The organism is Sphaerisporangium rufum (assembly GCF_016863395.1).
GTDB lineage: Bacteria > Actinomycetota > Actinomycetes > Streptosporangiales > Streptosporangiaceae > Sphaerisporangium > Sphaerisporangium rufum.
Window position 1 is genome coordinate 81,570 of record NZ_BOOU01000034.1, and the last position, 15,200, is coordinate 96,769.

At 75.3% G+C, this 15,200-nt stretch carries 13 protein-coding genes; 11 read left to right on the forward strand and 2 right to left on the reverse strand.

The features are described from left to right. Positions 1-6: 6 nt before the first annotated feature. Positions 7-1,248 (reverse strand): hypothetical protein, encoded by a 1,242-nt coding sequence (locus Sru01_RS11675; protein ID WP_203984190.1) that lies wholly within the window; start codon positions 1,246-1,248, stop codon positions 7-9. 511 nt (positions 1,249-1,759) lie between these two features. Between Sru01_RS11675 and Sru01_RS11680 the strand changes: the two genes are divergently transcribed. From Sru01_RS11680 to Sru01_RS11715, 8 genes are all read left to right on the forward strand, one after another. After that, positions 1,760-4,138, forward strand: a complete 2,379-nt coding sequence (locus Sru01_RS11680) for an AfsR/SARP family transcriptional regulator (protein WP_203984191.1) — start codon at positions 1,760-1,762, stop codon at positions 4,136-4,138. 314 nt (positions 4,139-4,452) lie between these two features. Beyond that, positions 4,453-5,178 carry a hypothetical protein gene (locus Sru01_RS11685; RefSeq protein ID WP_239137316.1) on the forward strand — a complete coding sequence of 242 codons (726 nt, stop codon included), beginning with the start codon at positions 4,453-4,455 and terminating at the stop codon, positions 5,176-5,178. 62 nt (positions 5,179-5,240) lie between these two features. Next, positions 5,241-6,008: a glycosyltransferase family 2 protein gene (locus Sru01_RS11690; protein ID WP_203984192.1), complete on the forward strand. Its 768-nt coding sequence runs from the start codon at positions 5,241-5,243 to the stop codon at positions 6,006-6,008. Beyond that, positions 6,005-7,267 carry a 2-phospho-L-lactate transferase CofD family protein gene (locus Sru01_RS11695; RefSeq protein WP_239137318.1) on the forward strand — a complete coding sequence of 421 codons (1,263 nt, stop codon included), beginning with the start codon at positions 6,005-6,007 and terminating at the stop codon, positions 7,265-7,267. Before Sru01_RS11690 ends, Sru01_RS11695 begins: the two co-directional genes overlap by 4 nt. Beyond that, positions 7,264-7,932 carry an HAD family hydrolase gene (locus Sru01_RS11700; protein WP_203984247.1) on the forward strand — a complete coding sequence of 223 codons (669 nt, stop codon included), beginning with the start codon at positions 7,264-7,266 and terminating at the stop codon, positions 7,930-7,932. The genes Sru01_RS11695 and Sru01_RS11700 overlap by 4 nt, the downstream gene beginning before the upstream one ends. Continuing rightward, positions 7,925-8,734, forward strand: a complete 810-nt coding sequence (locus Sru01_RS11705; protein ID WP_203984193.1) for an NTP transferase domain-containing protein — start codon at positions 7,925-7,927, stop codon at positions 8,732-8,734. Before Sru01_RS11700 ends, Sru01_RS11705 begins: the two co-directional genes overlap by 8 nt. Further along, positions 8,722-10,104 (forward strand): lipopolysaccharide biosynthesis protein, encoded by a 1,383-nt coding sequence (locus Sru01_RS11710; RefSeq protein WP_239137320.1) that lies wholly within the window; start codon positions 8,722-8,724, stop codon positions 10,102-10,104. The genes Sru01_RS11705 and Sru01_RS11710 overlap by 13 nt, the downstream gene beginning before the upstream one ends. 5 nt (positions 10,105-10,109) lie before the next feature. After that, positions 10,110-11,423 (forward strand): glycosyltransferase family 4 protein, encoded by a 1,314-nt coding sequence (locus tag Sru01_RS11715; RefSeq protein ID WP_239137322.1) that lies wholly within the window; start codon positions 10,110-10,112, stop codon positions 11,421-11,423. On the opposite strand, the gene Sru01_RS11720 is transcribed toward Sru01_RS11715, so the two are convergent. After that, positions 11,395-12,384 carry a glycosyltransferase family 2 protein gene (locus Sru01_RS11720; RefSeq protein WP_239137323.1) on the reverse strand — a complete coding sequence of 330 codons (990 nt, stop codon included), beginning with the start codon at positions 12,382-12,384 and terminating at the stop codon, positions 11,395-11,397. The genes Sru01_RS11715 and Sru01_RS11720 overlap by 29 nt on opposite strands. Before the next feature lie 254 nt (positions 12,385-12,638). Between Sru01_RS11720 and Sru01_RS11725 the strand changes: the two genes are divergently transcribed. From Sru01_RS11725 to Sru01_RS11735, 3 genes are all read left to right on the forward strand, one after another. Then, positions 12,639-14,009 (forward strand): cytochrome P450 family protein, encoded by a 1,371-nt coding sequence (locus Sru01_RS11725; RefSeq protein WP_203984194.1) that lies wholly within the window; start codon positions 12,639-12,641, stop codon positions 14,007-14,009. A gap of 111 nt (positions 14,010-14,120) precedes the next feature. Next, positions 14,121-14,489, forward strand: coding sequence for a hypothetical protein (locus Sru01_RS11730; protein ID WP_203984195.1), 369 nt, complete (start codon positions 14,121-14,123; stop codon positions 14,487-14,489). Then, on the forward strand, positions 14,486-14,902 hold the full coding sequence (locus tag Sru01_RS11735) for a hypothetical protein (protein ID WP_203984197.1): 417 nt from the start codon (positions 14,486-14,488) through the stop codon (positions 14,900-14,902). Before Sru01_RS11730 ends, Sru01_RS11735 begins: the two co-directional genes overlap by 4 nt. The last annotated feature ends 298 nt before the right edge of the window (positions 14,903-15,200 follow it).

Below are 15,200 nucleotides of genomic sequence, written 5' to 3' on the forward strand. Positions count from 1 at the left end.
TCGGACTCAGGCGATGACGTGGCGGGGTGCCGGCCGGCGGCGGTGGCGGTCGCGGATCGCCAGCCAGCCGAGCACGGCGAGCTGCGCGGCGACGAACCCGGTGAAGACCGCCGAGTCCAGCAGTTCCGGGACGCTCGCGCCGCCACCGGTGAAGCGGCCCAGCACGCCGGCCGCCATCCGGTACACGATCGGCACCACCGCCAGGACGAAGGTGGTCAGGCTCACCGCGTAACCGGCCACGATCAGCCAGGAGTACCAGCGGGCCACCCGCCGGTCCACCGGATGCCAGGCCGACTCGTCCACCAGCCGGCCGGGGCGGCCGAGCAGCCGGTTGACCCGGTTGGCGAGCATGCCCTTGGCCGTGGCGTGCAGGTCCACGCAGCCGAGGGCCGTGGTCACCAGCACGTACAGGTCGGTGCGCAGGTACAGGGAGAACTGCCAGGCGATGCGCAGCAGCACGGCGAACGCGAAGGCCAGGCAGAACCTGGCCCACAGCGGGAAGGTGCCGTCCGGGCCGCGGCCGAGGTCGGCGGCCACGGTGAGCGCCGCGATGACCAGCACGTCGGCGAGCATCCCGGCGAGGATCGGCAGGTACCTGCGGCGGCGGGGCACCGCGACCAGGCCGGGCAGCGAGGTCTCCAGCACGATGAAGTACAGCCGGCGGCCGACGCTCAGCCGCGAGCGCAGCCCGAGCCGCCGGCCGGCCAGGGCGTGAAACGCCTCGTGCAGCAGCAGCTGGGGCACGGCGGCGACGAACAGCGCCGCCTGCACGATGGTGTAGTACTCGGTGAAGAACACGTTGCGGTAGCTCGGCACCAGGTCGGGGTGGCGGGCCATCGCGACCAGCGCCCAGCCCGCCAGCGCCGCGTACAGCACGAAGGCCGGGGTGGAGAACACCGCCGCGCCGAGCCGCCGCCAGCGCACCGGAGCGGCCGGCGGGGGCGCCGGCTCGGTCTCCTCGCGCAGGAAGTCCAGCTCGCCGAGCGCCTCGATCACGTCGTCGATGTCGACGCTCTCCTGGTAGCGGCCGGCGTACCAGGCCGCCGCCTCGCGCGGGGTGTCGCCCCGCTCCAGCCGGCGCACCAGTTCGGCGCCGTCCGGGGGGAAGATGCCGTAGGAGTCGATGTCCGGCCGGCCCACCGTGACCTCCTCGCCGTCGGCCAGGTAGACCAGCGGGTGCAGCGGGAGCGGCCGGTCGGGGTCGTGGCGGGTCGCCGGGGCCTGCTGCCCGGTGTCGGCGTCGTTCAAGCGGACGGCCCTCCGTGCGGCTGGTGCGGGGTCGCTGGGCGGCTTCGGGCGAAGGAAGCGCCGGGCGCGGGCGTGCCGTGCCCGGCGCTTCCACCGTGAACCGGACTAGTTCACGTTCTTGTAGATGGAGCACGCGGCGGCGGTCAGCCGGACCGGACCCACCTTGCGGATCGTGATCTTCTTCATCTCGTACCTCCTCCCGCTCGTCGAGGGCTTGCGCCAACGATGACCGGCGGCACTGGAGCGGCGCCGCCGGCGGACTGGACGCCGGCCGGGCCGGCCGGCGCCGGACGCGCGCCGGATGCCAGCGGGCCTCCAGTGCGCGGCGGTACCCCGCGCGCGGGGGCGTTCGCGGGGTGTCCGGGCCGGCCGGGTCATTACGGGAAGGTCTCGGAATGGCCGCGATAGGACAGCGCGCGACCTCGCCTACCAGATGGGCAAAACATATGATTCTCCAGATTTCCGACGTCACCGGCGTCACCGGCGTCCCTCCATACCTCCCGGGAGAGTCATGGCACCGATCCGGTTTCAACTGCTTGGTCCGTTACGGGTATGGCGGGGGGACACCGAGGTCGAGCTGGGATCGGACAAGCAGCGCGCCGTGCTGGCCCTGCTGCTGCTGAAGGCCGGGGCGCCGGTCCGCCGACAGGAGATCATCGATGCGGTGTGGGGCGAGCGCGCCCCCGTCTCGGTGGTGAACCTGGTGCAGACCTACGTGGGACGGTTGCGCCGCCGGATCGACCCCGACCACGTGGCCCGCTCCGCCTCCTCCTGGCTGGCCGGGCTAGGCTCGGCCTACGCCCTGCGGCTGGACCGGTGCGACGCCGACGTGCTGCGGTTCCGCTCTGCCGCCGCCGAGGCCCGCCGGGCCGCCGCGCCGCGCGAATCCCTCGGCCTGATGCTGCGCGCGCTGGAGCTGTGGCAGGGCACCTGCCTGGCCGACCTGGACCACGTGCTGAAGGGTCACCCCTGGGTGCGCGCGGTCGACCAGGAGCGCATCAACGTGCTGCTGGACGCCGCGCGCACCGCGCTGGAGCTGGGCCTGGCCGGCGAGGTGCTGCCGCAGCTGCGCGCGGTCGCCGCCGCCGAGCCGCTCAACGAGGCGGTGCACTCCTGGCTGCTGCTCGCGCTGGCCGGCTCCGGCGCGCAGGCCGACGCGCTGGCCGAGTACGAGGCCGTGCGCGCCCGGCTGGCCGACGAGCTCGGCATCGACCCGGGCCCGCAGCTGCGGGCGGCGCACCTGAAGGTGCTGCGCCAGGAGACGTCGCCCACCGCGGCCGGCGCGGCGCCGGCCGCCGCGCCGGCCGTCCGGCCGTCGCTGCTGCCGCCGGACATCGCCGACTTCACCGGGCACGCCGCGACGGTGGACCGGCTGTGCGGCACGCTGGCGCCCGGGCTGCCCGGCCCGGTGCGCGTGGCCCTGATCACCGGGCCGGCCGGGGCCGGCAAGACCGCGGCGGCCGTGCACGTGGCGCACCGGCTGAGCGACGCCTACCCCGACGGCCAGCTGTACGCCGACCTGGGCGGCTCCGGCCCGCGGCCCGCCGACCCGGCCCGGGTGCTCACCCGGTTCCTGCGCGCGCTCGGCGTGCACGGCGCGGCCGTCCCCGACGACCTGGAGGAGCGGATCGACCTGTATCGCACCCAGGTCGCCGGGCGCCGCATCCTGGTCGTGCTGGACGACGCGGACGGCCCGGCGCACGTGCGGGCGCTGCTCCCCGGCTCGCCCAGCTGCTCGGTGCTGGTGACCAGCCGCTCGCGGCTGTCCGGCTGGCCGGGCGCCCGGGCCGTCGACCTCGGGGTGATGACCCCGCGGGACGCCCGGGACCTGCTCACCGCCGCCGTCGGCGCCGAGCGGGTCCGCGCCGAACCGCGAGCCGCCGAGGAGCTGGTCGAGGCGTGCGGCCGGCTGCCGCTGGCCCTGCGGGTCGCGGCCGGCCGGCTGGCCGCCCGGCCGCACTGGACGCTGGCCCGGTTCGCCGCGCGGCTGGCCGCCGGCGGGCTGGACGAGCTGGTCCTCGGCGACCTGGACGTGCGGGCCGGCCTGGCGGCCGGATATCTGCGGGTGGCCGAGCCGGCCCGGCGGGCGTTCCGGCTGCTCGGCCTGCTGGACGCCCCGTGCTTCGCGGCCTGGACCGCGGCCACCGTGCTGGAGATCGCACCGGAGCCGGCCGAGGAGCTGCTGGACGCGCTGGTGGACGCCCGGTTGCTGGAGGCCTGCGGGACCGACCCCACCGGCCAGACGCGCTACCGGTTCCACCGGCTGGCCCGGCTGTACGCCCGGGAACGGGCCGCCGCCGAGGAGAACGACACGACGCCGCGCGTCGTGGTCACCCGGGCGCTGGCCGCGCTGCTCGCGCTGGCGCAGGAGGCCGACGCGCACCTGGCCTGCGTCCGGCGGCACGCCCCGGTGCGCGGGCGGGCGCCGCGCTGGCCCCCGCCGCCCGCGGTGCAGGACAAGCTGCTGGCGGACCCGCCGGCCTGGTTCGACGCCGAGCGGCCCGGCCTGGTCGCCGCGGTCGGCCAGGCGGCGGCGCACGGGCACGACGAGCTGGCCTGGGAGCTGGCCGCCACGCTGCTCAACGCGGCGGCGGCCGGCGGCTGGGACGAGGTGGCCCGGTCCCACCGCGTCGCGCTGGCGGCCTGCCGGAACGCCGGCAACCGGCTCGGCGAGGCGGTGATGCTGCGCGGGCTCGCCGAGTTCGACCACGAAATGGAACGTTACGAAGACTCCCTGGCGGCCCTGCGGCGGGCTCGGGCGATCTTCGCCGGGCTGGACGCCGGACCCGCCGCGGCGGATGTGACCGCGCGGATGAGCACCGTCCGGCTGCGCGCCGGCCACACCCGGCCGGCACAGGTGCCGGTGCGGGAAGGATCACCGGCCCGCTGACCGGGTGATCCGGCATTCACCGCGGTGAGCTCGCCGAGGCCGCCGGAGCGCATTATCGGGAAATAGGGCTTTTACCCTGAAGGCCGATCGGTTCGGCGAATGTATCAATTTGTGATGTTCACTATTTGATACGCCCGGGGTTATCCGGCAGTGGAGTGCCATACTTCCGGGCAAGGATCCCGTCCTGGGCGGCCGCGGGGGACGCCGCCGCCGTGGGAGCGCTCCCACCCGGACATCCATCACTCACGGGGATGATCGCCTGACGCCACCGCACCGTGCGCTCAGGCATGTTGGAAGGAAGGTGCCGAGACCTCATGACGGCACGCGGCAAAGATCGCCCGCCTCCCCTGCCCGGCCCGGTCGCCGGCCCGCGCCCACCTGGCGGCCCCGCCGTACCGCGCCGCTGGGCGGTGCATCTGTGGTGGATCGCACTGGCCGTCGGGGCGGCCGGCTTCGCCTTCGTCTGGCTGGCCACCCCGCACGCCCGGGAGATCGAGACCCCCTGGCAGCTGGTGGCCAAGCTGCTCGCCTTCGCCTGCCTGTGCTGCGCGATCGCGTTCTTCCCCTGGGTGTCGCCGCGCCTGTACTGGCTGCTCTACGTGCCGTTCGTCTTCTTCACCGGCTACCTGATCCCCCGGATCAGCTGGTTCTACTACGGCGACGGCGCCCGCGCCCAGGGTGATTCGTTCTACACCCACCTCTACCTGCTGCTCTATCCGGGGATCGTGCTCACCGTGGCCGCCGCCTACCGGATCGGCGGCGGCAGCCCCGCCCGCTGCCTGAAGATCATGGTCACCGGAGTGCTGATCGTGTTCTCCGGGTTCCTCGACATCATGTGGCAGGTCGCCAACCCGGTGCCGATCCCGCCGCTCATCGACGCGCCGCACATCAACATCATCACCGGCGGTCCCATCTCCTTCGGCGCGACGATCGTCTTCGCGCTGGCCCACGTCCCCATCCTGCTCGGCGTCAACCTCCTCCCCCTGGACCGCTGGATCGGCCGCCTGCTCGGCACCGCGGACCCCGCCCAGGTCCGTTAGCGGTCCCCGGCCGCCGGGCGGCGGCCGTCTCAGACCATCAGAACCCTCCCCAGGAGGTGACAGTGCCCGGTAAGGATGCCCGGACGCGCCCGCTCGACGTGTCGGTGGCGGCCCCGGCGTACAACGAGGCCGCGAACATCGCCGCCGTGGTGGCCGAATGGCGTGACTACCTGGAACGCAGCCCGGCGATCGGCGAGTGGGAGATCGTGGTGTGCGACGACGGCAGCACCGACGCCACCGGCGAGATCCTCGCCGCCCTGCGGGCCGAGTGCCCGCGGCTGGCCGTCGTCACGTTCGACCGCAACCGGGGCGCGGGCGCCGCCATCGCCGCCGCCATCGCCCGCACCCGCCTGGACTGGGTGGTGCTGCTGGACTCCGACGGCCAGTTCCCGATCGCCAACCTCGACCGGTTCGTCGAGCGGGTCCGGGCCGGCGACGGGATCGCCTTCTCCGGCGCCCGGATCCGCAAGGCCGACGGCCTGCGCTACCGGCTGGGGTCGGCGGCCAGCGGCGCGGTCAGCAACGCCCTGCACCGCACCCGGTACCGCGACTTCAATTCGATCTTCAAGCTGGTGCACGGGCCGCTGTTCCGGTCGCTGCCGCTGGAGTCGTCCGGCATGAACTGCTCCACCGAGATCACCGCCCGGGTGGCCGAGTTCGGTCACACCTGGGTGGAGGTGCCGATCGAGCACCGGGAGCGCGCCGGCGGCGCCCGCGGCTGGCGGTTCTGGCGCGGCGCGCGGGACCGGGCCCTGTTCGTCGGCTACCTCGGCTATCGCAACTGGCTGCTGCGCCGCGGCGTGCTGCGGGCCCCGGAGGAGGCCCGGTGATCGCGGCCGGGACGGCCGCGGTCGCCATGTTCGGCGGCGGGCGCGGCGCGGCGAGCATCGCCCGCCGGCTGCTGCGCACGCCCGGCGTCGACCTCACGCTGCTGATCAACGGGTACGACGACGGGATGTCCACCGGCGCGCTGCGCCGCTACCTTCCCGGCATGCTGGGCCCGTCCGACTTCCGCAAGAACCTGCGGCTGCACCTGGACCCCGGCGACCCGCGGCAGGCGGCGCTGGCGGCCGTGCTCGACCACCGGCTGCCCGCCGGGACCGGCCGCGCCGGGCTGCGCGGGCTCATCGAGGCCATCGACGGCGGCCCGGGGGACGCCCGCCCGGCGGCGTTCGCCGGGCTGGACGCGCGGGCCCGCGAGGCGATCGGCCGGGAACTGCGGGTGTTCGCCCGCCGGCTGGCCGCCGCCCCCGGTGGGCTGGACCTGGCCGACTGCGCGCTGGGCAACCTGCTGATCGCCGGCGCGTACCTGCGGCTCGGCGAGGACTTCAACGCCGCGATCGGATCCTGTGCCCGCACCTTCGGCTCGCCGGTGCACCTGCTCAACGTGACCGGTGGCGAGGACGCCCACCTGGTGGCGGTCAAGCGGGACGGCCGGATCCTGGCGGACGAGGCGAGCATCGTCGCGCCGCAGGACGCGGTGCCGATCAGCGACCTTTACCTGCTCGGCGAGCGGCTCGGCCCGGCGACGCTGGCCGCGCTGTCCGGCCGGCCGGCCGGCCGGGTGCGGGCGGCGCTGGACGGCCTGCGCGCCGAGATCACCCCCAATCCGCGGGCGCTGCGGGCGCTGCTGGACGCCGACCTCATCGTGTACGGGCCCGGCACGCCGCACTCCTCGCTGCTGCCCAGCTACCTCACCCCCGGGATAGCCGAGGCGATCGCCGCCAGCCGGGCGGCGGCCAAGGTCTTCGTCGTGAACGTCCGCGACGACCACGACGCCCAGGGGCTGAGCGCGCCCGCCCTGGTGGGCCGCACCCTGCACCACCTGGGCGACCCGGGCAACGAGCGGCGCACGGTGACCCACGTGCTGTGCCACCGCCCCGCCGTGCCCGCCGCCTCGGGCACCCGGATGCCCGAGGTGCCGCGGATCGTGCTCGACCACGGCGAATGGTCGGGGGCGCGCTGGCTGATCGCCGATCTGGAGGACCCGGGCACGCCCGGCGTCCATTGCGGGCGGCGCACCGTCGAGGCGCTGGCCGGCGTGGGGGCCGGCATCCCGGCGGGCGCGGCACCGGCGGTGGCCGAGTGAGGCCGCCCGCCGGGCCGGCCGCCGCCCGCCGCACCTGGCTGTTCGACCTGGACGGCACGCTGGTCGACTCCGGACCGGCGCACGAGGCCGCGTTCCGGCAGGCGATCGCCGAGGTGGCGCCCGCCCTGCTGGCCTCCTTCCGCTATGCCGACCACGCCGGCGCCACCACCGGCGCGGTGGCCGCGCGGCTGGCCGGCCCCGGCCAGGTCGCCGACCGGCTGGCCGAGCGCAAGCGGCGGCTGTACCGCGAGCTGGTGGCCGCCGGCCGGGTGACGGTGTTCCCCGGCGCCCGCCGGCTGCTGGACCACCTCGCGCGCGGCGGGCACGCGGTGCACCTGGTCACCAGCGGCAGCCGCGGCTCGGTGCGACGGGTGCTCGCGCACTGCTCGCTGGCCGGCCACTTCGGACACGTGCTGACCGGGGACGACGTCCCGGTCAGCAAGCCCGACCCGCGCTTCTACGCCGAGGCCTGCCGGCGTTTCGGCGTCGACCCGGCCGCCGCGGTCGCGGTGGAGGACTCCGCGCACGGGGTCGCCTCCGCGGTGGGCGCCGGCCTGCTGACGCTGCAGGTCCACGCCGACCGGCCGGCGCCGGGGGCGGTCGCCGCCGGGGACCTGACCCGGATCATCGGCCTGCTGGACCGGGAGGTGATGGGGCATGGCTGAGCCGCGGACCTGCGCGGTCATCCCGGCCGCCGGGCGGGGCACCCGGCTCGGATCGGCCACTCCGAAGATCATGGTGGAGGTGGCCGGCGGGGTCACCGTCTGGGATCTGCTGTACCGCAGGCTGCGCCCGCACGTCGCGCACGTGCACGTCGTCGTCTCCCCCGACGGCGAGGCGCCGTTCCGCGAGCTGGCGGCGGCCCGGATCGCCGCCGGAGAGGTGTCGGTGAGCGTGCAGCACCGGCCGGAGGGCATGGGCGACGCCGTGTTCGGCGCGGCCCGGTTCTGGGCGGCCTACGACGCGATCCTGGTGGTCTGGGGCGACCAGGCGAACCTGTCGCCGGAGACGGTCGGCCGGGTGGCCGCCGCCCACCGGAGTCCCGGCCTCACCGTTCCCCTGGTGGCGATGCCCGACCCGTACGTCGAGTACGAGCTGGACCGCGCCGGTCCGGCGGCCGGACCGGACCGGTCGCCCGGCGGGACCGGGGACGGCGAGACCCGGCTGGTCCGGGTCCGGATGTCCCGCGAGGGCGACCCGTGCCGGCCCGGCGGCCTCAGCGACGTCGGGGTGTTCTGCCTGGCCACCGCGGGCCTGCGTGCCGCCTGGCGCCTCTACCTGGCCGGCGCCGCGCCCGGAGCGGTCACCGGGGAGGTCAACTTCCTGCCGTTCCTGTCCTACCTGTCGCGGGTGCGGGACTGGCCGTTCCGGGTGGTGCCGGTGACCGACCCGCAGGAGGCGCGCGGGATCAACACCCCCGAGGACCTGGAGTTCGCGCGGCAGGCGTTCCTGCGGTGCCCGGGCTGACCGCCGGCCGCCCGGGCGTGCGCGCCCGGGCGGCCCGGCTGGCCGCCGGTCATCGCTGGGCGGCCGGTCCCACCCTGGTGAGCACCCTGGCCAGCGGGACGGCGGCGGCCACCACGCTCGTCATCGCCCGCGGGGCCGGCGCCGCGGCGTTCGGCCACTTCACGCTGGTGCTGTCGATCGCGCTGATCGTCACCGTCGGGATGCTGACGAGCCTGAACTACGTGATGTTCCAGGAACTGCCCCGGTCGGCGCCGGCCGACCGGCCGGCGCTGGTGACGACGGCCCTGCTGTGCACCCTGGTGCTCGGCACCGGCGTGCTGGCCGCCGGTGCCGCGGCCGCGCCGCTGATCGGGCCCGCGCTCGGCGTCGACGCCCGCACCCTGGTGTTCGCGCTGGCGCTGGCGCTGTCGATGACGCTGAACCAGCTGGCCGAGAGCTTCCTGCGCGGGCTGAAGCGGTTCCGCCGGGTGGCCTGGCTGAAGCTGGCCGTCGCCGCCGGCTACCTGGCGTCCGCCGGTTACTGCCTGCTCGTCCTCGGCGTCCGGGACGCCGAGACCTACCTGGTCGCGCTGATCGTGACCAACCTGGTCTTCGCGGCCATCGCCGTGGCCGGCCTGCAGGTGCGGCCGCGCGCCTGGTCGCCGGCCCTGGCGCGGTCGCTGTACCGGCACGGCGGGTACGTGACCGTGATCGCCGCGTTCACCGGGGTGCTGTTCGGGGTGGACGTGCTGTTCCTCAACCACTGGGCCGGCCGGGCCGACGTCGGCGTGTACTCCCTCTACAACGGCTTCCCCAAGCGGCTGCTCGGGGTGGTCTTCACCGACGGGATCGGGCTGGTGCTGCTGCCCATGCTCGCCACCGCCGCCAAGCCGCGGGTGATGCGGCGCATCGCCCGGCTGGTCCCGGCGGTCGCGGCGGGCACGGCGGTGTTCTCCTTCGCGGCGAGCACCGTCTTCTTCCTGCTGATGGGCGGGGAGTATCCGTACTCGCTGGGGCTGATGGCGCTGTCGGCGGCCGGCATCGGCGCGCACACCGTCTTCAACCTGTACTCCGTCGCGCTGTCGATGGACGGCGTGCCGGGGGCCCGGCTGCTGATCGCCTGCCTGGCGGCCGGCACCCCGGTGGCGCTCGCCTGCCAGGCGGCGTGCATCGCCTGGGGCGGGCTGACCGGCGGCCTGGCCGGCTTCGCCCTGACCAACGTCCTGCTGGTGGCCATCGTCGCCACCGCCACCGCCCGCGCCTACCGGACACCCACCGCCCACCCCGCGACCCGGCCGGGCGGTCCCGAGCCAGGCGCACCCCGCGGCCCGGTTCGCGGCGAGAGCACCCGAGCCCGCGCGCGAAGCGCGCAGAACGAACACGGAGCCTGACCGCGATGGGAAGACCGCTGAAGATCGCCTGTGTCATCAACCAGTACCCGCCGTACATCACCGCCGGGCTGGGCCGCTATGTCGAGCTGATCACCCCCTTCCTGGCGGGCGAGCACCGGATGGCGGTCTTCACGCTCAACGACGGGGAACTGCCGGTGCACGAGCGCGCCGGCGGCGTCACGGTGTACCGGCCGCTCGGCCGGCTGCTCGGCGCGATCGCCCGCCGCCGGCGGCTCAACCGCACCCGGGGCGCGGAGTTCGCCCTGCTGGTGGCGACGGTCGTGGCGAGCAACTGGCGATACTTCCTGCGGCTGTGCCGGGCCGGGCGGGCCGGGCGCCCGGACCTGGTCGCGGTGCACGACACGACGAACTTCCTGTGCGCGCTGCTGTGCCACTACGTGCTGCGGCTGCCCGTCGTGCTGCACGTCCACACGACCGAGTACGGCGTGGCGCCGCAGCGCACCGTCACCGATCCGCTGGGCGGCTTCGCGACCGTGGAGCGGTGGCTGGCGCGGATCTCCCGGCGCGTCGTGGCCGCCACCCCCGAGGTGCGCGAGCAGCTGCTCGCGGCGGGCTGGGACCGGACGCCCATCGACGTCGTCCGGCTGGGCGGCACCTACGAGACCCTGCTCGCCGGCCCGGGGTTCGACCCGGGGGCGCTGCGCGGACGGGCCGCCGCGCTGCGCGAGCGCCTCGGCATCGGCGCCACCGACCCGGTACTGCTGTTCGTCGGCCGGATCGAACGGCAGAAAGGCGTCTACCAGCTGCTGGCGGCGATGCGACGGATCGCCGCCGATGTCCCCGCGCTGCGCCTGGTGATCGTCGGAGCCGGTGACGAGGCGGGAGTGGCGCGGATCGTGGCCGAACACGGCCTGCACGGGCGCGTGCTGTGTTCCGGCGACTTCGTCGACGGGCGCCGGCTGCCGGACTACTACGCCATGGCCGACGCCTGCGTCTTCCCCTCGCTGTTCGAGCCGTTCGGGCTGGTGGCGACGGAGTCCATGGCCCTCGGCCGGCCCACGATCCTCGGCGACGGCTTCTCGCGGATCTTCCTCGGCGATCCGGACCGGCCGGCGGCGAGGTACGTGCGCGCGGCCGATCCGGACGACATCGCCCGGGTGGTGGTCGAGGTCATGACCGATCCGGTGCTGCGCCGGGAGCTGGGCGAGCGGGGGGCGCACCTGGTCCGGGAGACGCTGAGCTGGCCCCGGGCGGCGGAGGGGACGATCGCGGTCTACCGGGCCGCGCTCACCGGCGGAGCGGGCCCCGCGGCCCGCCCCGGCGGCGGGCTCAGGCCGGCTCGGCCGCCCGCCTCCTGAGGCCGGGGAGCACCCGGACCGCCCCGGCGGCGAGCCCGGCGACCAGCACCGTGTGCACCACCAGGTGGACGGCCATGAAGTACGCCGTGAAGGCCGGGCCGCGCCGCCGGTACACGAACCGCACCAGCTCGGGATCGGCGAGGACGAACGCGGCGACCAGCGCGGCCGGCACCGCCAGCAGGGCGGGAGAGAACAGGCCGAGCGGCACCGTCGCCATGGCCAGCGCGCAGGCGAGGATGCCGGCCGGGCGGTTGGCGTGCTCCGGCTTGGCCGCGCCGCGCCGGTTGGTGGTCAGCACCAGCGGGACCAGCGGCAGGGCGCGCCGCCACTGCTCGGCCAGGATGGGCAGCAGGCGGCTGCCGTCGTCGTGCCGGCCGACCATCCGGTCGGTGAGCACGATCCGGGTGCGGACCGCGAGGCGGCTGCTGTACTCGACGTCCTCGCAGTCGCGCAGGGTCTCGTCCAGCCGGCCGGTGTCGGCGAGCACGCCGCGGCGGATGGCGGCCAGCGCGAACACCACGCTGTTCACCTCGCCGAGATGGCGGCCGCGCCAGTGCGCGGCGTGCAGGATGCGGTACCACTCCACCGGGCCGTCGTCGATGAGCGGCTCGGTGTCGTAGACGCCGTGCACGCAGCCGCAGCCGGGGTCGCCCGCCAGGACGTCCAGCGCGGCGGCCACCGCGTCCGGCCGCAGCGCCACGTCCGCGTCGAGGAAGAAGACGATCTCTCCGGTGGTGGCGTCCACCCCCGCGTTGCGCGCGGCCGACACGCCGCGGTTCTCGGGCAGGCGCACCACCCGGCAGCCGAGCCCTTCGGCGATCTCCGCCGAGCCGTCGGTGCTCGCGTCGTCCACCACGACGATCTCGTCGGGCGGGCGGGTCTGCGCGAGCGCGGATTCCAGGCACAGGCGCAGCGTCCTGGCCGCGTTGTAGCAGGGCACGATCAGGGAGACGGTCGTCACGGTGTGGCCATTCGGGAGGGCCCGCCCCTGCAGGTCAGGTGGCGACGGGGCGGCTGCCGCCGGGCCCGCCGGGCGGGCGGGTCCAGCGTCCCGCATCCAGACCACCACCGGCAACCGCCGCCACGCCTTCCCAGCCGCCGCGTCCGATCGGTATGCTCCGCATCCGGTCACCACGGGGCTCCGGCGGCCCCCGCGGGCGGATCCGCCGGGCGCCGGGCGCCCGGGCTCCGGCATCCAGAGAGGCGATCCCCACCATGACATCCGACGCGTGGCCGCGACCGGCGGACCAGACGCTCGCATCGCTGGCGGCCGAACCCCTGCTGACCCGCGACTACGACGCCGACCCCGGTGCGGTGCACGAGCGCCTGCGGGCGGCGTACGGCCCGGTGGCGCCGGTCGGGCTGCTCGGGGTCCCGGTGTGGATGGTGCTGGGCTTCGACGAGGTGCGCGAGGTGCTGCGCGACGACAGCGGCGTGTGGAGCAAGCGCCTGGACTCCTGGCGGGACCTGACCGAGGGCAGGGTGCCCGCGAACTGGCCGCTGGCCCCGGCGTTCGCGGTCAACTCCTCGGCCTTCCAGGACGGCTCCGCCCTGCGGCAGGTACGCGATGCCTGGACCGCCGCCCTGGCCCCCTTCCAGGACCGCTCGCACCCGCTGGGCCGCGACCTGGAGCGCGCCGTGCACCGGTACGCCGACGATCTCATCACGGTGCTGTCGGAGGGCGGCGCCGGCTACGCCGACCTGTGCGCGCAGTACGCCCGGCCGCTCCCGCTGATGGTGATCAACCGCCTGCTGGGCTTCCCCACCGCGCAGGGCGACGAGGTCTTCATGGACATCTGGCGGATGCTGGACGCCGGCCCGGAGGCCGCCCAGGCCGCCGGCCGGCTGATGGCGTCCATGGCCGGGCTGGCCGCGGCCAAACGGTCCCGGCCCGGCGACGACGTCCCGTCCTATCTGCTGGCGGCGCGGCCGGAGTTCGGCGTCGACGAGCTGGCCCGCGAGCTCATCATGCTGCCGGTGCTGGCCGGTGACGTCACCGCCAGCCTCATCAGCAACACGATCGTGGAGGTGCTGGTCGATCCGGCGGTGCGGGCGAGCCGGGCCGAGGGCGTGCAAGAGATCGTCAACCGGGTGGCGCTGGCCAACCCGGTGATGGCGAACCTCACCTTCCGCTTCCCGCGGACGGACGTGAAGCTCGGTGCCTTCACCATCGCGGCCGGCGACCCGGTCATGGTGTCCATCGCCGGGGCGCACGCCGACCCGCTGTTCGGCGCGGCGATCGACCCCGGCCTGATGCGCAGTACCCGGGGCCATCTCGCCTGGGGGGTGGGCCCGCACCGCTGCCTGGGCCGCCAGCTCGCCACGACCATGACCACGATCGCGGTGGACCGGCTGTTCGACCGGTTCGCCGGGCTTCGCCTGGCGCTGCCCGCCGACCAGCTGCCCTGGCGGCCCTCGCCGTTCGTCCGGGCGTTGCGCTCGCTGCCCGTGCGGTTCGAGCCGGCCGCCCGCCCCGCGCCCCGGCCGGCCGCGTCCGGCACCCCGCCGGAGCCGGCGCCTGCCGCGCCTCCGGCGCGCTCGGCGTTGTGGCGCTTCCTGCGCGCCCTGCGCGGCGACCGCGGCTGAGCCCACGCCGGATGATCGCCCCGTCGCCGTCACCGGGGCGCCGGCGGGGCGTACGCCCCACCGGAGATTCGGGGCTGCGAACCCACGGCCGGTGCTGCGATCATCGATGTCATGTCCGATACGCCGTCCCGGTACGCATTGGTCAGACAGTTGCGGTCGCTGCCCGACGAATGGCTGATGCACCTGCTGTGGCAGGTCTTCGAGCAGCGGCGACCGCCCGGTGGCGAGGACGACCGATCCGGCGGGCGCTATTTCGCGGGCGTCTCCTCCCGGGACCGCGATCCGGGCAGCGGACGGTGGAGCGGGCAGGTCGACCACCTGGCCGTGGCCCGTCCGGACCCCCGGCACTACGACGACCCGCTCGACGGCGATGGATCACTGGTCCAGTCCGGTGCCTGCCGGCGGTGCCAGGCGCGGCTGGCCGGCAGCCACAAGCACGTGATCTGCCCGATCTGCGATGAACCGGGATACCTGACATGACCGATGAGACCCGGCCGGATCCGGCGGACACGCTACGCGCGCTGACCGACGACGAACTGCGCGACACGGCGGCGCGGATCACCGCCGAACGGCTGCTGCCGCACCTGCTCGCCCTGCCCGACGACGCGCTGCGGGACGTGTTGTGCGCGACCCTGGCCGAACGGGCGCCCTACGATCATTCCCCGTCCCGCGAGGCCCGGCTGTTCCTGGCGGTGACCGGGCCCGCCCCCAGGAAGAAGCAGGGGTGGCGCCACCGGGCGGTGGCCATCGCGCTGCCACGCCTGGACGACCGCAGGCAAGGACACCTGGCGTTCGAGGGGCGGTGCGCGGGATGCGCGACGCCGCTGCGCGCCGACACCGCCGTCGCGGCCTGCCCGGTGTGCGGCGTGCGGCAGGACCGACTCGGCGGCTGAGCACGGGCCGAAAGTTTCAGGCCCGTCCCGGCCGGCCGCGAAGATCACCGTATCGTCGAGCTGCGCCATCGGCCCGCCGGCCGGGCGGTGCCCCGGCCGGCGGCCGCCGGCCGGTTGACGGACCCGTCCATGGTTCTTACGGTCTGAACCGCCCGCGGCGGCGACGCGGCGGCCACCGATGCGATGTCCGGCCGCGCGAATCCCGGCAGCCGGCCACGGCCGCGACCGGACCACCGCGGCGGTCGCGGGCGGCGCCATGACGGTATCGGCCACCAGCTTGGTTAAAACGTTTCATCCC